The following is a 17,383-nucleotide window of genomic DNA, read 5'->3' on the forward strand; positions in this document are numbered from 1 at the left end:
TATTCCTATGAAACTGTACACCGTTGCTGTTCTGGGCGCTACCGGCGCCGTAGGACAGGAAATGATCAAAATTCTGCAGGAGCGTAATTTCCCTGTGGGCAAGCTCCTGCCTCTGGCCAGCGCCAGAAGCGCCGGCAAAACCCTGAAATTCAAAGGTGAGGACGTTACCATTGAGGAAGCCCGGGACGAAGCCTTCCAGGGTGTGGACATTGTGCTGGGCGCTGCGGAGAATGACATCGCCAAGAAGTTCGCCCCCGCCATTGTGAAGGCCGGTGCGGTCTTTGTGGACAATTCCTCCGCCTTCCGCTTAGACCCCAAGGTGCCCCTGATTGTTCCCGAAATCAACCCTGAGGACGTGAAGAACCACCAGAGCATCATCTCCAACCCCAATTGCTCCACCATCATCACCGTGACGGCTGTCAACGCGCTGAACAGCATCTCCCCCATCCGGACCATGACCGCCTCCACCTATCAGGCAGTCTCCGGCGCCGGAGCCGGCGGCCCCATTGAGCTCATGAACGAGGTGGAGGCCATCCGGGAGGGCAAGACCTACGAGCCCAAGGTGTTCTCCCATCAGATTGCCTACAATCTGATTCCCCAGATCGGCGGCGAGCAGTTCGAGGGCTACACCAGCGAGGAAATGAAAATGCAGAACGAAGGCCGGAAAATCATGCATCTGCCGGAGCTGAAGGTCTCCTGCACCTGCGTCCGGGTTCCCGTGGTCCGCAGCCATTCCATTTCCGTAAGTCTGCACTTCGATAAGCACATCTCCGTTCAGGAGGCCCGGGAGGTCATCGCCAAAGCTCCCGGCTGCCGTCTGGTAGACGATTTGGCCAACAGGCAGTATCCCATGCCCCTGGACACCAGCGACCAGGATATCGTCTTTGTAGGCCGCATCCGTCCCGACCTGACGGACGAGAACGGTCTGTGCCTCTGGTGCTGCGGCGACCAGGTCCGCAAGGGCGCAGCTACCAATGCCATCCAGATTGCGGAGCTGCTGGTAAAGGAATAAGTGAATAAAACCAATGCACCTCGGGCAGAATTTCCGCCGGAGGTGCATTTTTATGAAATTGCGGGAAATGATGACCGGCAAGGTAATCCGCATCCGGCCGGAGGAACCGGTGGGGGTGGCCGCCCGGATGCTGGCGCAGTACAATATCGGAGCTCTGCCGGTGTGCGGCTATGACGGGAGTCTGAAGGGACTGGTGACGGACCGGGATATTGTGACCCGATGCCTAGCGGCGGGCCGCGACCCTCTGAAAACCCAGGTATCCCAGGTTATGACAGCCCGGGTGGTGACGGCGAGACCGGATATGGAGGCGGACCTGGCTGCCCACCTCATGGGCCGGGAGCAGATCCGGCGGCTGCCGGTGGTGGAGAATGGGAAACTCTGCGGTATGGTCAGCCTGGGGGATCTGGCGGGCCGGGAGGAGACCGCCATCGACGCCTCCGACGCGCTGTCAGAGATCAGCGATAACCTGTCCAGCCGGTAAAGCGTCAGAACTCCAGCTGCACCGGCAGCATATAGGCAACGATGCCTGCGCCAATGCTGAGCAGCGTGTTCCGCTTCCAGCCATGCAGCCCCGCCACCGGTTGGCAGACACAGATACGCAGCAAACCCGCCAAACATAAGAAAGGTTCTATAATAAATGTTGGGGTCAGGTGATGAGCCTGACCCCGTTGCCGATTCGCAAAACCGCAAGGTTATAGACATTCTTCCTAACCGTTATGAGAGTGATTTGATTAAATATTTCTCACAATTTGAATCCAAAAAGAGCGTAAAATACTTTGTTTGTGACATGAATCCATACTTTCGGCAGGTAGCTAATGTTTGCTTCAAAAATGTGGTTATCGTTGCAGACAGGTATCATGTTATTCGGCAAGTCTACTTGGCGATGGAACGGGTCAGAAAGAATGAACAGAATAAGCTGTCTGCCGGATTCCGAAAGTACTTCAAAAAATCCAGATATCTGCTGATGAAACCCATTGAAAACCTGACAGATGAAGAAGCTGACCGATTGGCGCTCATGTTTGAGATCGCCCCACGCCTTGCCGATGCCTATCGTCTGAAGAACGAGTTCCTTACTGTGATTCGTTCCGGATCCTCGGCTGAGGGCAAGCCAAAGATTGCAGATTGGCTGCTGGCCGTGGAAGTTATGGATCTGCCTGAATTCAACGATTGTACGAAAGCATATCGCAACTGGTTCAACGAAATCCTCAATTCTATGGATGTACCATGGTCAAACGGCTTTATTGAAGGCTGCAACAACAGAACAAAAGTCTTAAAGCGCGTCTGCTTCGGAATGCGTAACTTCTGTAACTTCAGAAATAGAATCCTCTTCTGCCGTACATAAAAATCGTGCCGGAGATTTCTCTCCGACACGACTTGCAATTATTTGTTTTTGTCTCTTCCCCAACTATTGATATAGAGCCGTTTTCCTCCATAAAAACGGGGTCGGCTGTTTTCAGCCGATCCCGGATCTATTCTTATAGCAGTGCCAGCACTTCTTCCCGGGTGGGCATGGCCCGGATGGCACCCTTGCGGGTGGTAACGATGTAGGCGGCGGTGTTGGCAAAGCGGAGCATTTCCCGGCGTTCCTCCACGGTCAGGCCCTGAATTCCGTGTTCCAGAACAAAATTCAGAACACTGGCACAGAAAGTGTCTCCGGCACCGGTGGTTTCGATGACACCCCCCAGCTTGCAGGCAGGGACAAACACAGCCGGTTCCTGGCCGTAGAAGCTGTAGCTGCCCTCTGCCCCTGCTGTGACGTTCAGCACCCGGATATTGGGATAGCGTTCCTGCAACATGGCGGCTCCCTGATAGAAATCTTTCTGGCCGGTCATAAATTCCAGTTCGTTGTCCGCAATTTTCAGAATGTCGCACTGGGCAAGACCCCAGGAAATGGCCTGGCGGGCATCCTCCAGGTTCTCCCACAGCGGGGGCCGCAGGTTGGGGTCAAAGGAAATCAGGGCGCCCCCCTCCTTTGCATTGGACACGGCCCTCACCGTCGCTGCCCGAATCCCCTCGTGGGTCATGGACAGGGTGCCAAAGTGGAAAATTCTGGCGTTTCTGATGCGCTCCAAAGGCAGTTCCTCCTCTGTGAGCATCATATCCGCACCGGGCTTGCGATAGAAAGAGAAATCCCGGTCGCCGTTGGCCATGGTCTGGACAAAAGCCAGAGTGGTGGGGATTTTTCCGTCCATGATCAGAGCATCCGCATTGATGCCTGCCTCCCGGATGGTGCTTTGCAGCAGGCAGCCGAACATATCGTCCCCCACCTTGCCTACAAAGGCGCAGGATTTATCCAGCTTCCGCAGCATGGCCAGCACATTGCAGGGTGCCCCGCCGGGGCAGGCTTCAAACAGGCCGTTGCCCTGAGCGCTTTTTCCGCTACCGGTAAAATCGATCAGCAGTTCTCCCAGCGCCACCACGTCAAAACTTTCGTTCATTTGCCCATCTCCTTATTTTGATTCAGCTTTTCCGAGCCATTCCCCAGCAGGGCCCCGCACCCCATTTTGCAGCCCCGAAATCACCAGTTCTGAAAATGCCGGGTGCGTCTGCACCGGAGCATCCGCATAACGGGTGAAGGCATAGAGCTCCAGAGTCAGGCCGGCCCGGGTGACCATGCAGCAGTCTACCGGCCCGTCCGGCGTCTCATTTTTCACCGGAGCAAAGTCCTGCCGGAACCCCAATTCTTCGTAAAAGCGGAGACTCCCGGCAAGCTCCGGCACCTGGATGCCCACATGCCCCAGGCCCCACACCGGACGCTCCGCCTTGGGCGCACTGCCCGGATGTTTCTCCGTCACCTCTATCACAACGCCAAATTCGGTAAGAATGTTGAAATAACGAAGCCCCGTCCCATAAACCTTTTGGCTCAGCCGGGGGCCGCCGTCCGGGGCCGTCTGCAAGCGCAGTCCCTGGGCCCGACACCGGTCCAAAGCCTCATGAATATCATCGGCTTCCAGGGCAATATGCCGCAGGCCGCAGAGCATGGCATCGGGCGCACAGGAATCCAGGGCTCCGTCCCAGTGGACAAACTCCATTTCAAAGCCTCCCGACCGCACCGCGGTCTGCCCCCGTTCCACCGGTTCGCACCACAGATGCTGCCGAAGGAAGGCCGCCGCCTGCTCCGGATGGGGTGTCCGGATACGGGCCACCCCTATTCGATTCAAGTGCTCCATTGGAAACGCTCTCCTTCCCGGTTTATCCGTGGTAATGTACAGAGCCATCGGGCTCTCTTGTGAAATGGCTGAACCACTCGTTCCAGGTCAGCTCCGCCATCTCCGGGGTGTAGGTATGGGGGCAGCCGCGGATCACGGTATAGCGTACCACCGGCATATGGCTGCCGTCGTACAGCGACAGGGTGCGGTAAATGCCGTTGTCATACCAGCCGCCGGAGGATACCGCGCCGTTGCTCCCGGCATAGGCCTCGATGGTCCTGCGGGCCATGGAACCCTCCCGGGGCTCCGGGTCGGCGACGTCATATTCGCCCATCATAAACCACACGGGGCAGACGAGCTTCTTCGTGGGAAGCTCCACCTGATCCTCCCGCCAGCCCAGCAGCGCGCCGGTGGGGCCGAAAGCGGCAAAGGTTTCCGGCATCTGCCGCAGCAATGCCTGTGTCATCTGGCCGCCGTTGGAGTGACCCGCGGCGTAAATGCGCTTGGAGTCAATGGCGTACTCCGCCTGCACCCCCGCCAGGAGGCGACGGAAATAAGTCAGTTCGTCCTTGAGTTCTACGTCCATGGTTTTCAGAGCCCAATGGGGCACCGGAAACCGGGCTATACCGTCGTTGTGGGGGTAGGCGCTGGCATAGACCACGAAGAAGCCCCGCGCTTCCGCCACCCGGTGCCACTCGCTTGTCTTTTCAAAATACTCCGCGTTGCAGGACATTCCGTGAATGGCCAGCACCAGGGGATACTGCTTTCCGTCCCCCGGCCGATAGCAGGAGGGCACGTAAACATCGTAAAACCGGGGCAGGCCGTTGACCTCCAGCGCCACCCGGCGCAGCCCCATCTGGGCGCTGCTCTCCTTATAGCGCAGGTGGTTGCTGCCGGAGCCGCCCCAGCGGGACCAGCGCAGCACAAAGCGCACCATGGCCTCATTCTGTTCTTCCCGGGAAAGGTCTGCCTCCCCGGTCCCGTACCACACCTCCGCAATGGGCTGGTCGTTGACGAACCAGGTCCCTACCGGAGACTTCTGGGGGTAGACCTCGCCGTAGGCGTTGCGATACGCCGCGGGGCCGTCCCAGCCCATGAGCTGCCGGAGATAGGCTTTCAAAGCGCCTCCGCAGCCCGTCCGGTCCGTCACAAAGGCGGGCATGGGAATGTCCGTCTTCTTCCGGGTGGGCACGCCGTCGGCGGGGAGGGCGCGCAGGGTGTCCAGCAGATCCGGGTCCACATCGCAGTCACCATCCACCGCAAAGGCCGGGAAGGCCGCGCTGTAGGTCAGGGCAAAGGCGGCTGCCACAGCCGCGGCATCCCCCAGCCCCAGGGGGTAAAAATAGGACTCGCATACGTCCACCGTCAGTCTTCCGGAGAACTCCCGGCTGACCACGCCCCAGGCGAAGTCAAAGTCCGCCTCCAGGCTCTCCTTTGTCCAGCCCGCCGGACCGCTTTCCAGCAGGAACACCGCGGTGTGATATTTCTCCGCCAGGGCCTGCCAGTTCTCGAAGGCGGCAAAGTCCGCCGCCCGGACCCCGGAGGGAAGAAACAGCACCAGTCCCGCCCCCTTGCTGATCATGCCGTCGGGGACGTAGATACCGTAGTGCCGCGTCCCCGTCTCCATCGCCAGCTCCTTTCGGTGCAGCCCCAGGTTGCACTGAAAATAGGGATTCCGATTCAGCTTTTCCTCGGGGATCAGAGGGAACTTGTCCCGCTTCTGATGCCCTGCCAACGCCTTGGCAAAGGCCTCCTGCTTGGGCAGCCGGGGCATCAGTATGGAGCGGTTGTTCTTGGGGTCGAAATGATAGCTATTATACTTCGTCATGGATCTCACCCAATCTGCAGCAGGCCACAAAGTGACCGGGCTTCACCTCTTCCAGCTTCTGGGGCTGGCGGCACGCCTCCGTGGCGTAGGCGCAGCGGTCTGCAAACCGGCAGCCAGGAGGAGGATCAATGGGCGATGTGATCTCGCCGTTGAGCACGATCCGCTTTCTGGGGTGCAGAATATCTGTTGAAGGAATGGCAGAGAGCAGCGCCTTGGTGTAAGGGTGCAGAGGCTCCTCAAACAGTTCCTTGGTGGGGCTGGTTTCCACCAGCTGGCCCAAATACATCACGGAAATATTGTGGGAAATATGCCGCACCACCGACATGTTGTGGGTAATGAACATATAGGCCAGGCCCTGATCCTCCTGCAGATCCATCAAAAGGTTCAGAATCTGGGCCTGAATGGACACATCCAAAGCGGAAACCGGCTCATCGCAGACGATGAACTTTGGATTCAGCGCCAAGGCCCGGGCAATGCCCACTCTCTGGCGGCGGCCGCCGTCCAGCTCGTGGGGATAGCTCATCTTGATCCGGCGGGCAATGCCCACCATATCCATCAGCCGCTCCGTCTCCGCGTCCACGTTGCTCTTATTGCACCGGCCGCTGATCAGCAGCGGCTCCCGGATGGTATCCTCCACCGTCATACGGGGGTTCAGAGAGGAATAGGGGTCCTGGAAAATGATCTGGATGTCGCTGCGCAGACGCTTCAGCTCTTCCTTTGTGGGGTTGGTGATGTCCTTGTCGTTGAAGAGCACCTGGCCGTCGGTGGCCTTTTGCAGATGGATAATGGTTCTGCCCAGGGTGGACTTGCCGCAGCCGGACTCACCCACGACACCCATAGTCTGCCCCGCGTCAATGGACATGGTGACGTCGTCCACCGCGTGTACGGCGCCCTTGGGGCCGTAGAAATACTTTTTCAGATTTTTAACTTCCAGCAGTGCCATAGTCAGCTCTCCTTTCCTACCTTGTTCCAATATCTGCAGCTGCACAGGTGGTTGGGCCGCACCTCTGCCAGGGGGCTCTTCTCCTGCCGGCATTCCTCCGTGGCGTAGGGGCAGCGGGGATTGAAGCAGCAGCCCTTGGGCAGGTCTGTGGGATCGGGGGGCAGGCCCTCGATGTTCGCCAGACGGCGGGTATCCACGGACAGATCCGGGATGGCCCCGAACAGGCCCACGGTATAGGGGTGGCAGGGATGCAGGAAAATCTCCTCCTTGGTGCCGTACTCCAGCACCTCACCGGCATAGATCACCGCCACGTCGTCGCACATTCTGCCCACCACGCCCAGGTCATGGGTAATGAGGATCATGGCCGTATTGTACTTGTTTTTCAGTTCCTCCATCATATCCAGCACCTGGGCCTGAATGGTGACGTCCAGGGCAGTGGTGGGCTCGTCAGCCAGCAGCAGATGGGGGTTGCAGGCCAGCGCCATGGCGATGACCACGCGCTGCTTCATGCCGCCGGAGAACTGGTGGGGATACTCGCCGTAGCGCTCCTTGGGGATGCCGACCATGGCCAGCATATCCTCCGCCAGCTGCCGGGCGGTCTCGCCCTGCAGGGTCTGGTGCTTGCGGATGACCTCGGCGATCTGCTCGCCGACGGTCATAATGGGGTTCAGCGCGGTCATGGGGTCCTGGAATACCATTGTCACCTGGCCGCCGCGAACCTTACGCATGGCCCGTTCGCTGAGCTCCAGCAGATTCTGGCCGTCCAGCATCACTTTACCGTCAGCAATTTTGGCCTGGGCATCCGGCAGGATCCGCAGAATGGTTTTTGCAATGGTGGTTTTTCCGGCACCGGTCTCGCCCACCAGGCCCAGGGTCTTGCCCCGCTCCAGGTCAAAGCTGACGCCGTTGACCGCGTGGACGGTCTTGCCGCCGGAAACATATTCTACCCGAAGATCCTCCACCCTCAGGAAAGCGTTTTGATTGTTCATATCGGTTCCCCCTTAGTCCTTCAGTTTGGGGTCCAGCGCGTCCCGCAGGCCGTCGCCGATCATATTCAGGCTCAGCACAGACAGGGCGATGAAGATGCCCGGGAAGATCAGCATATACGGATAGTCGCGCAGGAAGCCTCTGGCGTTGGAAAGCATGCTGCCCCATTCCGGGATGGAGGCGGGCACGCCCAGGCCGATGTAGCTCAGGGCAGCCAGCTCCAGGATCATCTTGGCAATGCCCATAGTGGCAGAGACGATCAGGGGCGACCAGCTGTTGGGGATCACATACCGCAGGATCCTCCGGGGCGTACTGCAGCCGATGGCCTCCGCCGCCTCCAGATACTGGTTTTCACGGGTCTGCATCACCGTGCCCCGAAGCAGCCGGACATTGGAGGGGATGGTGCCTACGGAAATAGCGATAATAGTCTTGTCAATGCCCACGCCCAGGGCGGCGGAAATGATAATGGTTAAAAGGATGGACGGAATTGCCTGGATGATGTCCAGCGAGCGCATGACCAGCGTGTCATAGGTTCCGCCGAAGTAACCGGCGGTCGCGCCCAGGAACAGGCCGATCACGGTGGAGAAGGCCACGGCGGCAATGCTGATGCTCAGAGAATACCGGCCGCCGTAGAAGACACGGGTGAAAATATCCCGGCCCAGGTCGTCCGTGCCGAACCAATGGGCGGCGGAGGGCGTCTGGTGCAGCGCGGTCACATCCATTTTGCTGTAGTCATAGGGGGATACCAGGGGCACGATGATGATGGACAGCACCAGCACCACAAAAATGGCCAGGCCGATCATCGCGTTGGTGTTCCGGCTCATGCGCTTGGCAAGCACAAGGAATCGATTTTCTTTTTTCTCCATGGTCACACCTGCTCTTTCGCCGCTTTGGCCGGTTTCTTTTTGCCCGTGTTCACATAGCGGGACTTGATGCGCGGATCGTTAAAGGCGTAGCACAGGTCTACCAGCAGCATAATGACCGCGAAGACCACGGCCAGCATCACCACGCAGCCCCGGACGATGGGATAATCTCTCTGGTTGATGGCGTTGATCATATACTGACCGATGCCGGGGAAGGAAAACACGTTCTCAATAACCACGCTGCCGCCGAAGATCACGGCCAGGTTGTTGCCGGCCAGGGTGATGATGGGGTTCATGGCGTTGGGCAGGGCGTGCTTGAAAATGACCTCCCGCTGGGACAGGCCCTTGGCCCGGGCCGTTACCACATAGTCGCTGCGGATGACCTCCAGCATGCTGGAACGGGACTGCCGGGCCTGGGTGGCCAGACCGCCGAAGCACAGCGACACCGTGGGCAGCACATAGTATTCCCAGCCGCCGATGCCGCTGGCGGGGAACCAGCGCAGCTTCAGGGAGAACAGCAGCACCATGAGCATGGCCAGCCAGAAGGTGGGGATGGAGACGCCCAGCAGGGCGATGATCATGCTAATCCGGTCGCCCCAGCCGTTCTGGTGTACGGCGGCGGTAACGCCCAGAGGGATGCCGATGCCGAAAGCCAGCACCATGGAGGCAATACCCAGCGTCAGGGTCCTGGGCAGACGGCTGGCGATCTCCGCGGACACCGGCGCGCCGGTGAGGTAAGAGGTCCCCAGGTCAAAGCGGATGAAGGTATTGTACAGGAACTCGCCCAGCTGGACGATATAGGGCCGGTTCAGGCCCAGCTGCTCCCGCATTTCGGCCAGCTCATATTCCGTTGCGGTACTGCCCAGCATGATCTGGGCCGGATCGCCCGGCACCATATAAAGAATTGTGAAAATAAGCGTCGCCACCAGCAGGATCACGGGGATCATCTGTAACAAACGCTTGGTAATAAATCGAAACATATCATTCCTCCGGGAGGGCCGGAAAGGCCGGTTTTCGGTTCTTTGTTACTCAGTTCACGGGAAAGGGCGGCAATACTGCCGCCCTCGGAGAAAACTTTGCGATCAGTTCCAGACGTAGGTGCAGGCGCCGGGCACCAGGTTTCCTCTGTAGTCGTAGACAGCCTCTGTTACCTTCGCGTTGCTGGTGATGCCGTAGAGCTCCTTATGGAACAGGCCGTAGTGGTAAGCTTCCTCGGTCATGTACTGCTTGGCAGCGTCGATGTCAGCGGGATCCTGAGAGACCTGCGCGGTATGGATCAGATCGTCCAGCTTGTCGTCACGGACCATGGCCATGTTGTGCTTTTCATAACGGGTGGAATCCAGCTGGTTCCAGGTTCTGGTGATGTAGCCCCAGCCGCCGTTGTAGGAGATGTTGATGTCGAACTTGGTGGGGTCGGTCTGGTAGGTGTTCCACAGGGCCTGGTCGAAGGAGGTGATCTCCGCGTTGATGCCAACCTCTGCCAGGTACAGCTTCACGACCTGGGCGATCTTCACGCGGGTCTCGTCGTTGTCGCAGAGAATGGTCAGGTTCAGGCTGCCGTCTGCCACGCCGGCATCCGCCAGCAGCTCCTTGGCCTTGTCCACATTGTAGTTGTAGTAGTCCTCGGTCTTCCACTTCTCCTGGAAGCCGATGTTGATGTCGCTGCCGTAGCAGTAGACCTTTTCGCCATGGCCCTCGGCGACTGCCTGGATCAGGCCGTCCTGGTCGATGGCGTAGAGCACTGCCTGGGCGATGCGCAGATCGTGCAGGGGGCTCTCCTCGGAGCGGTTGACCCAGATCTGCTGGAGGAACGCGTCACGCTCGGAATCCACGGTGAAGTTGGCCGCGTCCGCGCCGCCCTCCATGAAGCGGGAGGCGTTGGTGAAGTTCAGGGTGTTGTTCATATCGTAGGAGCCGGTCTCCAGGCCAATGGCAATCTGGGAAGCCTCGGAGACGAAGTAGAAGACGATCTCATCGGCGTTCTGCTTCTGATAGCTGCCGCAGAGCTCCGGCTTCTGCCAATAGTTCTCGTTCTTGGCCAGGGTCAGAGAGGTGCCGGTAGACCAATCCTTCACATAGTAAGGGCCGGTAGCCACAGGCTTGGTACGCATGCAGTCGCCGCTGTCCTCATAAGCCTTCTGGGAAACCACCAGGACCTTGGACATGGCATCTTCAAATTCGCCCGCGGAATCCCGCTTCCAGGTAAAACGAATGGAATAGTCACCGGTCTTTTCAATGGACTCCATGCCGCCGGTCAGGGCACTGTGCTGGTTGCCCTTGCCGTTGGCCAGACACTCGTTGTAGGAGAAGATGATGTCGTCAGCGGTCAGGTGGTTGCCGGCGGTATCAGTGATGTAGTCGTAGATTTCCACGTCGTACACGGCCTTGCCGTCCTTGGACAGCTCCTCGTTCTTGGCCCAATCCTTTGCCAGGATGCCCTTGAACTGGCCGTCATTGTCGATGTAAACCAGGGTCTCATAAGTGAAGGTCAGGGTGATCCAGCGGCCACTGGAAGAACCCTCGTCGTAGGTGCCGAGAGAGGCAGGGTCAGAGGTGGTCGCCACCTTGATGACCTTGTCCTGTACCTCAGAGGCAGCGGCGGTAGCGCTGGGGGCCGGGGTGGCAGAGCCGGAGCCGCCGGCGGAGGAACTGCCTGCGCCGCAGGCCGTCATCGACAGCGCGGAGGCGGCGATCAGCACGCCCGCAAGAATGTTTTTGAATTTCATGTTTTTCTTCCCTTCTGTTTTGATTTCATTTTCCTGTCCGATAAAACGTTTGCGTAAACGTTTTTCTTGATTGAATAATAACATTACTTGCAGCAAATTTCAACCGTTCATATTTCATAAGTTTTTCGTTCAAAAATTGTGCATAAACTACATATCTTTTTTGAAGGAAACCTGATATTATATAAGTAACACGGTAATGATTTGCAGTTAACAAAAATTTTTGTTCATTTAACCGTTTAACGGAGTGTCTATGAAGAATATCAGTATCAGAGATGTGGCGGCAAGGGCCGGGGTATCCATTGCTACAGTGAGCCACGTGATCAACGGGACCCGAAACGTCAATGAGCCGACTCGGCTGTCTGTAGAAAGAGCCATTGAGGAGCTGCATTATGTACCGGATTCCACCGCCCGCAGCTTCAAAACCGGCAAGCGCAATTTGGTTGCCTTTGTAGTGCCAGATATATCCAACGCCTTTTTCTCCACCATGATCGAAGAGGTGGAGGATGTTTTGGCCCAGGAGGGATACCGGCTTCTGGTTCTGAACACCCGGGAGGATCCCCAGCGAGAGCTGGACGGTCTGAATGTGCTCACCAGCGGACTGGTGGACGGGCTGATCATCGCCTCCGCCATGGCGGACGGCCAGAAACTCTCCGCCGCCATTCCCAAGGGCTTCCCCGTGGTGCTCATCGACCGGCAGTTGCCCGGCGCACCCTATGACGCGGTGTACGTCTCCAGCTACAGTGCCATGCGCATGGGCATTGACTACCTGATCCGCAAGGGGCACCAGAAAATCGGCTTTCTCACGGGCATTCACAGCATTTCCACCACCTCCGACCGGCGCAAGGGCTACCAGGACGCCATGGATGCCGCGGGACTCAGCACCGAACACCTGATCCGTGCGGGTACCTCCTCTACCAAGCTGCAAGCGGAGAACCTGGACGCACTGCTGGAGCTGGGCTGCACTGCCCTGGCCATCTCCAACAATGTGCTCACCGTGGAGGCCCGGATCCTTCTGGGCAAACGGGGGCTCAGCGTACCGAAGGACATGGAGCTGCTGGGCTTTCTGGACAGCGACCACGCCCAGTACGGACTGCAAAAACTGAGCCTTATCAGCCAGCCCACCGCCGAGCTGGGCCGCACCGCCGGAAAGCTGCTGCTCTCCCGGATGCACAGCCCGGAAGCACCGCTGCAAAACGTGATCCTGCAGGCAGCCTTTATGCCTGTGGAACAGAACAAACTGATATTTTAGAGAAAACGGAGTCCGAAACCCTTTATACGCTTTTTATCAGATTATAGTTGGAATGAGACCGGAATGGGCAGAGAAAAAGGGTTGCCCTGACGGGGTTCAACTGACGAAAAAAGAGAAAAAGGAACTCAAACCCATCGAGAAGATCAAGCTCATCATGACGCGAAATAAAGATGATGAGCCTGAGCTTTATGAAATGCTGGGAACGAAAGATGATCGCAAGGAGTTTGACCGTCAGTTTAAGAACGTTAAATCAAACTTCAAAATTGCCATCGTTGTTGATATGTGGCTTACCGGCTTCGACGTACCGGCACTCGACACAATCTACATCGACAAGCCCATCCAGCAGCACAGCCTTATCCAGACGATTTCCCGCGTCAACCGCGTCTATACCGGCAAGGACAAGGGCTTGATCGTGGACTACATCGGCATTAAGAAAAACATGAATCTCGCCCTCAAGAAATACACCAACTTTGAGAGCGATGAGTTTGAAGGCGTCGAGCAGTCTATCACGATTGTTAAAGACCAGCTCGATGTCTTGGCTCAGATGTTCCACAACTTCAATAGCACGGATTACTTCAACGGCTCACCGAAAGAGCAGCTTGCTTGCCTCAATCGGGCTGTTGAGTATGTACAGCTCACGGAAGATTTGGAAACTCGTTTTATGGCGGCAGTCAAACGCATGAAACAAGCGTTCAACCTATGCAGTTCAAGTGAGGCTATCTCTGATAAAGAAAAGGACTATCTGCACTTCTACTGTGCTGTGCGCTCTATTCTTTTCAAACTCACAAAGGGTGATGCCCCTGACATTTCACAAATGAATGCCCGCGTCCGTGAACTTCTTGAAGGTGCAATTCAATCTGATGGTATAGAGGAACTGTTTGAGACGGGAAAGCACATCTCTGTTGATATTTTCAGTGACGAGTATCTGGATAAGATCAATGCAATCCAACTTCCAAACACAAAGATAAAGGTGTTGCAGAGGCTTCTTTCTCAAGCGATTGATGAGTATAAAAAAGTCAACCGCATTATGGGCATGGAGTTCTCAGACCGCCTCAAGCGGGTTGTTGATGAGTACAACAATCGCCGTCGTGATGAGGCTTTTGCTAATGAAGTTCTTGACGATGTGGCGGAGCAGCTTGCGAAGCTCCTTGAAGAACTCAAAAAGGAAAAAGACTCCTTCAAGGGCATGGGAATTGACTACGAGGAAAAAGCCTTTTATGACATTCTCAAGGCGGTTGCCAAGAAGTATGAGTTCAAGTACCCGGACGATAAGATGATTGAATTGTCAAAGCGGATTAAGATTATTGTCGATGACAAAGCTAAATACACCGACTGGTCTACCCGTGATGACATTAAGGCAAATCTGCAAGTAGACCTGATTTTACTGCTAGATACAGCGGGGTATCCGCCAGTGACCATTGATGACGTTTATAAAGAAGTTTTAGAGCAAGCGGAAAATTTCAAAAAGTATGCGTAATAAATCACACGTATAAAGAAAAATTGATATATGTGAAAACACCATTCTAAAACGAAAGGCAGTTAGGTTATGCCCAAAAAGAAACAACAGGAAAACTCCATAACCCGCTCCTCTGCGGCTGAGTACCTGACATTCATCACCGCTACTGGCGAAAGCGATGTGAACGCCATATATGCGGACGAAAATGTATGGCTCTCCCAAAAAATGATGGGGGTTCTGTACCAGGTGGAACCTCATACCGTCAATTACCACCTGAAAAAGTGTTTTGCTGATGGTGAACTGGATGAAACTTCAGTTATTCGAAATTTTCGAATAACTGCCGCTGACGGAAAGACCTACAATACAAAGCATTACAATCTGAAAGCAATCATTGCAATAGGACACAAGGTGGATTCACCAAAGGCGGTGCAATTCCGTAAATGGGCGAATGCTGTGATTGAGGAATTCACCATCAAAGGCTTCGCCATGGATGATGAGAGGCTTAAAAACTTTGGAACCATTCTGACCAAGGATTATTTTGAAGAACAGCTGGAGCGCATTCGGGAAATCCGTCTGTCAGAACGGCGATTCTATCAAAAAATTACGGACATCTATGCAACCAGCGTAGACTATGACCCCAAAGCATACGAGACTAGGAAGTTTTTTGCCAGAGTACAGAATCAGTTGCACTGGGCAATCCACGGAGAAACAGCCGCAGAGGTGATTTACCATCGGGCGGACAGCGAAAAAGACCACATGGGCCTGACCACCTGGAAGGATGCCCCGAATGGCAAAATCCAGAGGTTTGATGTGACTGTTGCCAAGAACTACCTGACCCAGGAGGAACTCTCGGCAATGGCCAGAATCGTCAATGCGTACCTGGATTTGGCGGAGTTGCGAGCTTCTGAGCAAGTCCCAATGACAATGCAGGACTGGACTGAACAGTTTGAGGGATTGCTGAGACTATCCCGAAAAGAAGTCCTGACAAATGCAGGTTCTATTTCTGCCGAGATTGCTCAGAAGCATGCGTTGTGTGAATTTGAAAAGTTCCGTGTACGGCAGGATCAGCAGTTCCTAAGCGATTTTGACAGAATCCTGCTGGGCGGAGCAGCGGTGCAGGAAGAACCTGCGAAAGATGAGAAATAATGCCCATCAGGGTCGATGCTATGACCACAATCACAATAGAAAGCAAGTAAATAAAAGAGACAAAATATTACAAATGTACTCCATGAATAGAACATAATCGTACTATTCCAAAACCGAGTTTCTTCTTTAACGTTATGTGCCCGTAGCTTTGAAGGGTCGTTAAAGCTACGGGCACATAATTTTCGATAGGTTGGAAATCAGATACAAAACGAGAGGTGGAAAAGTTTACACACGAAAGATTGTTCCTCAAAATTCGGTAAAGATGACAAAGTTTTGTGAAAGCTTTGCACAAAGAGAAATGATTGCCTTTTGCAATACATTATTGCGAATAAAAGCATGTAGGTCGAAGAACTATCGGTAACCCCTCAATTACTAATCGTTACGTTCTGCGGTAAATCTACAGCACCTACTTTACGGATTTGCTCATAGAATTGATAAGGAACAGAAGAATGAGATACATAAACACGATATTGACCGCAAACAATCCACAGGAAATGGCAGAAACTACTCTTAAAATCAGCGTTCCAATTGTATGCCAGCCATTATTCGTTAAGAGAATCGCTATCGGTTTGGGCGTGCCGATTTTGAGGACGTATAATGTGCTAATCATAATCATTATAACCGCTAATGCACCAGCGTTCCGAAGATATGCAGCTAACACGCCGAGGCTTGTACTTGTTGTAATTTTAGAATCAACTTGCCCCTTTAATTTTTCGGCATATGTGCTTCCCAAAATAACGGAAGTTGCACTAATATAAACTGCTACTGCTATTGACATAACAGAAATACTGGCTTCCGCAATTTTCGAATAGTCCGCATTTAGGATTATTGCAGCGATAAGAACGGCAATAAAAATAATGACAATTAGGCGCTTATGACGTTCGTACATTGCCTATTTCCTCAGTTCTGCTAGCAGTAGCTCTCTCACTTCTACTGGGTCGTATTGTTCATTTTCATCTTTCACAGGGTGTATTTCGATGTGTTTAATTATTGATGAAAAGTCAAAGGTCTGCTCTACGCCTTCATCATCAACGCCAATTATAACGACATCCTGAAATTCATCTCGTTTCTTTTGAAACCTATCAATAATGCAACGACCTTCGTGAACTGGAATATCTCCGTAGCCAACTTTTAGCTGAACTTTCTCAGGCAAATCCAATCCAAAAATATTGCCTATTTGCTGAAAAATATCGCTAGCTCTACCAAATACATTGTCAATCTGTGTGAATCTAAATCCACGAATAGCCCTGACTCTAGCGCAGAATTCATCTACGGATGCATATACATTCTTGATCAAAAATTGCTTCTGGATTGTATCGGAAAGGTACGCCGTCAATGTTGCCTTGCGTGTCATGTCGGTTAAATACAGCAAGCACGTCTTTGTGTCATAGCATGCAAAAAACTGCTTTCGAGGTTCAATCTGGCTCTTGCTTCGTGGATTTACTTCTTTTTCTCCGGTACGCTGATTAATAACATAATCAACAAAGCTTGCAGCATCATCGTATTTACACGACAGCCAGAAAAACCGCTCATCGATAATTGAGGTCTCAAAACTATACAGGTTCTTTTGACCAGGGGGCTGAAAAGTTTCCTGCCCAGACTTATGTATTTTCTGTACGTCAGCTAAGGACACAGCATCTCGTTCTCCTATCAACTGAAATGTTCTAAATCTCATCAGAATAATCCACCTATCTTTTTAATAAAAAACTGCCTGATAAACAATGAACCGCTACCAACCACTTTAATCTGCCAAATGTTTCTTCTATTATAGTGCTATCTACGCCATATCGCAATATGTAAATTGCATAAGTTCTGATAGAAAATAACCGCCAGCAGCCTCTATCCTCAGACGATGCTGCTGGCACAAATTTAATAGGAAATATCCCTGACATAAACAAAAAATCCGAACCCATCCCCCACAGGGAAAAAGTTCGGATTTCTTTCGTTTGGTGGGGGAAGGTGGATTCGAACCACCGAAGCTATAAGCAGCAGATTTACAGTCTGTCCCCTTTGGCCACTCGGGA

16 protein-coding genes are annotated in these 17,383 nt (G+C 54.2%); 6 read left to right on the plus strand and 10 right to left on the minus strand.

Annotated elements, in window-relative coordinates:
- Positions 1 to 7: 7 nt before the first annotated feature.
- The 3 genes from KQI10_RS05040 (at position 8) to KQI10_RS05055 (ending at position 2,354) form a co-directional block, all read left to right on the plus strand.
- Entirely contained in the window at positions 8 to 1,012 is a 1,005-nt protein-coding gene (locus tag KQI10_RS05040; protein WP_216566324.1) for an aspartate-semialdehyde dehydrogenase, read from the plus strand.
- Positions 1,013 to 1,064: 52 nt separating this feature from the next.
- Positions 1,065 to 1,493 carry a CBS domain-containing protein gene (locus KQI10_RS05045; RefSeq protein ID WP_216566325.1) on the plus strand — a complete coding sequence of 143 codons (429 nt, stop codon included), beginning with the start codon at positions 1,065 to 1,067 and terminating at the stop codon, positions 1,491 to 1,493.
- 156 nt (positions 1,494 to 1,649) lie between these two features.
- Positions 1,650 to 2,354: an ISL3 family transposase gene (locus KQI10_RS05055; RefSeq protein WP_216566326.1), complete on the plus strand. Its 705-nt coding sequence runs from the start codon at positions 1,650 to 1,652 to the stop codon at positions 2,352 to 2,354.
- Positions 2,355 to 2,487: 133 nt separating this feature from the next.
- On the opposite strand, the gene KQI10_RS05060 is transcribed toward KQI10_RS05055, so the two are convergent.
- The 8 genes from KQI10_RS05060 to KQI10_RS05095 form a co-directional block, all read right to left on the minus strand.
- A complete protein-coding gene (locus KQI10_RS05060; RefSeq protein WP_216566327.1) occupies positions 2,488 to 3,450 on the minus strand; it encodes a PfkB family carbohydrate kinase in 963 nt (320 codons plus the stop codon).
- A 12-nt stretch (positions 3,451 to 3,462) separates the two neighbouring features.
- The gene (locus KQI10_RS05065) at positions 3,463 to 4,182 is read right to left on the minus strand and encodes a VOC family protein (RefSeq protein WP_216566328.1); all 720 of its coding nucleotides are present in this window, start codon (positions 4,180 to 4,182) and stop codon (positions 3,463 to 3,465) included.
- A gap of 22 nt (positions 4,183 to 4,204) precedes the next feature.
- Positions 4,205 to 5,989: a PHB depolymerase family esterase gene (locus tag KQI10_RS05070; RefSeq protein ID WP_216566329.1), complete on the minus strand. Its 1,785-nt coding sequence runs from the start codon at positions 5,987 to 5,989 to the stop codon at positions 4,205 to 4,207.
- On the minus strand, positions 5,976 to 6,932 hold the full coding sequence (locus KQI10_RS05075) for an ABC transporter ATP-binding protein (protein WP_216566330.1): 957 nt from the start codon (positions 6,930 to 6,932) through the stop codon (positions 5,976 to 5,978). The genes KQI10_RS05070 and KQI10_RS05075 overlap by 14 nt, the downstream gene beginning before the upstream one ends.
- Positions 6,933 to 6,934: 2 nt before the next feature.
- Positions 6,935 to 7,921, minus strand: coding sequence for an ABC transporter ATP-binding protein (locus tag KQI10_RS05080; RefSeq protein ID WP_216566331.1), 987 nt, complete (start codon positions 7,919 to 7,921; stop codon positions 6,935 to 6,937).
- A gap of 12 nt (positions 7,922 to 7,933) precedes the next feature.
- Entirely contained in the window at positions 7,934 to 8,785 is an 852-nt protein-coding gene (locus tag KQI10_RS05085; protein WP_216566332.1) for an ABC transporter permease, read from the minus strand.
- A gap of 2 nt (positions 8,786 to 8,787) precedes the next feature.
- Positions 8,788 to 9,762, minus strand: coding sequence for an ABC transporter permease (locus KQI10_RS05090; RefSeq protein WP_216566333.1), 975 nt, complete (start codon positions 9,760 to 9,762; stop codon positions 8,788 to 8,790).
- A gap of 102 nt (positions 9,763 to 9,864) precedes the next feature.
- Positions 9,865 to 11,508 carry an ABC transporter substrate-binding protein gene (locus KQI10_RS05095; protein ID WP_216566334.1) on the minus strand — a complete coding sequence of 548 codons (1,644 nt, stop codon included), beginning with the start codon at positions 11,506 to 11,508 and terminating at the stop codon, positions 9,865 to 9,867.
- A gap of 250 nt (positions 11,509 to 11,758) precedes the next feature.
- On the opposite strand from KQI10_RS05095, the gene KQI10_RS05100 reads away from it, so the two are divergent.
- The 3 genes from KQI10_RS05100 (at position 11,759) to KQI10_RS05110 (ending at position 15,359) form a co-directional block, all read left to right on the plus strand.
- Positions 11,759 to 12,757 carry a LacI family DNA-binding transcriptional regulator gene (locus KQI10_RS05100; protein ID WP_216566335.1) on the plus strand — a complete coding sequence of 333 codons (999 nt, stop codon included), beginning with the start codon at positions 11,759 to 11,761 and terminating at the stop codon, positions 12,755 to 12,757.
- Positions 12,758 to 12,809: 52 nt separating this feature from the next.
- The gene (locus KQI10_RS05105) at positions 12,810 to 14,234 is read left to right on the plus strand and encodes a type I restriction enzyme endonuclease domain-containing protein (protein ID WP_253285161.1); all 1,425 of its coding nucleotides are present in this window, start codon (positions 12,810 to 12,812) and stop codon (positions 14,232 to 14,234) included.
- Positions 14,235 to 14,303: 69 nt separating this feature from the next.
- The gene (locus KQI10_RS05110; protein ID WP_216566336.1) at positions 14,304 to 15,359 is read left to right on the plus strand and encodes a virulence RhuM family protein; all 1,056 of its coding nucleotides are present in this window, start codon (positions 14,304 to 14,306) and stop codon (positions 15,357 to 15,359) included.
- Between the two features lie 406 nt (positions 15,360 to 15,765).
- Here the strand turns inward: KQI10_RS05110 and KQI10_RS05115 are convergent, their stop codons facing one another.
- Complete coding sequence (locus KQI10_RS05115) at positions 15,766 to 16,248, minus strand: hypothetical protein (protein WP_216566337.1); 483 nt, start codon at positions 16,246 to 16,248, stop codon at positions 15,766 to 15,768.
- Positions 16,249 to 16,251: 3 nt separating this feature from the next.
- Complete coding sequence (locus KQI10_RS05120) at positions 16,252 to 17,034, minus strand: hypothetical protein (protein WP_216566338.1); 783 nt, start codon at positions 17,032 to 17,034, stop codon at positions 16,252 to 16,254.
- Positions 17,035 to 17,383 lie beyond the last annotated feature (349 nt).

The sequence above is a fragment of the Pseudoflavonifractor sp. MSJ-30 genome (assembly GCF_018918045.1).
Taxonomy (GTDB): domain Bacteria; phylum Bacillota; class Clostridia; order Oscillospirales; family Oscillospiraceae; genus Faecousia.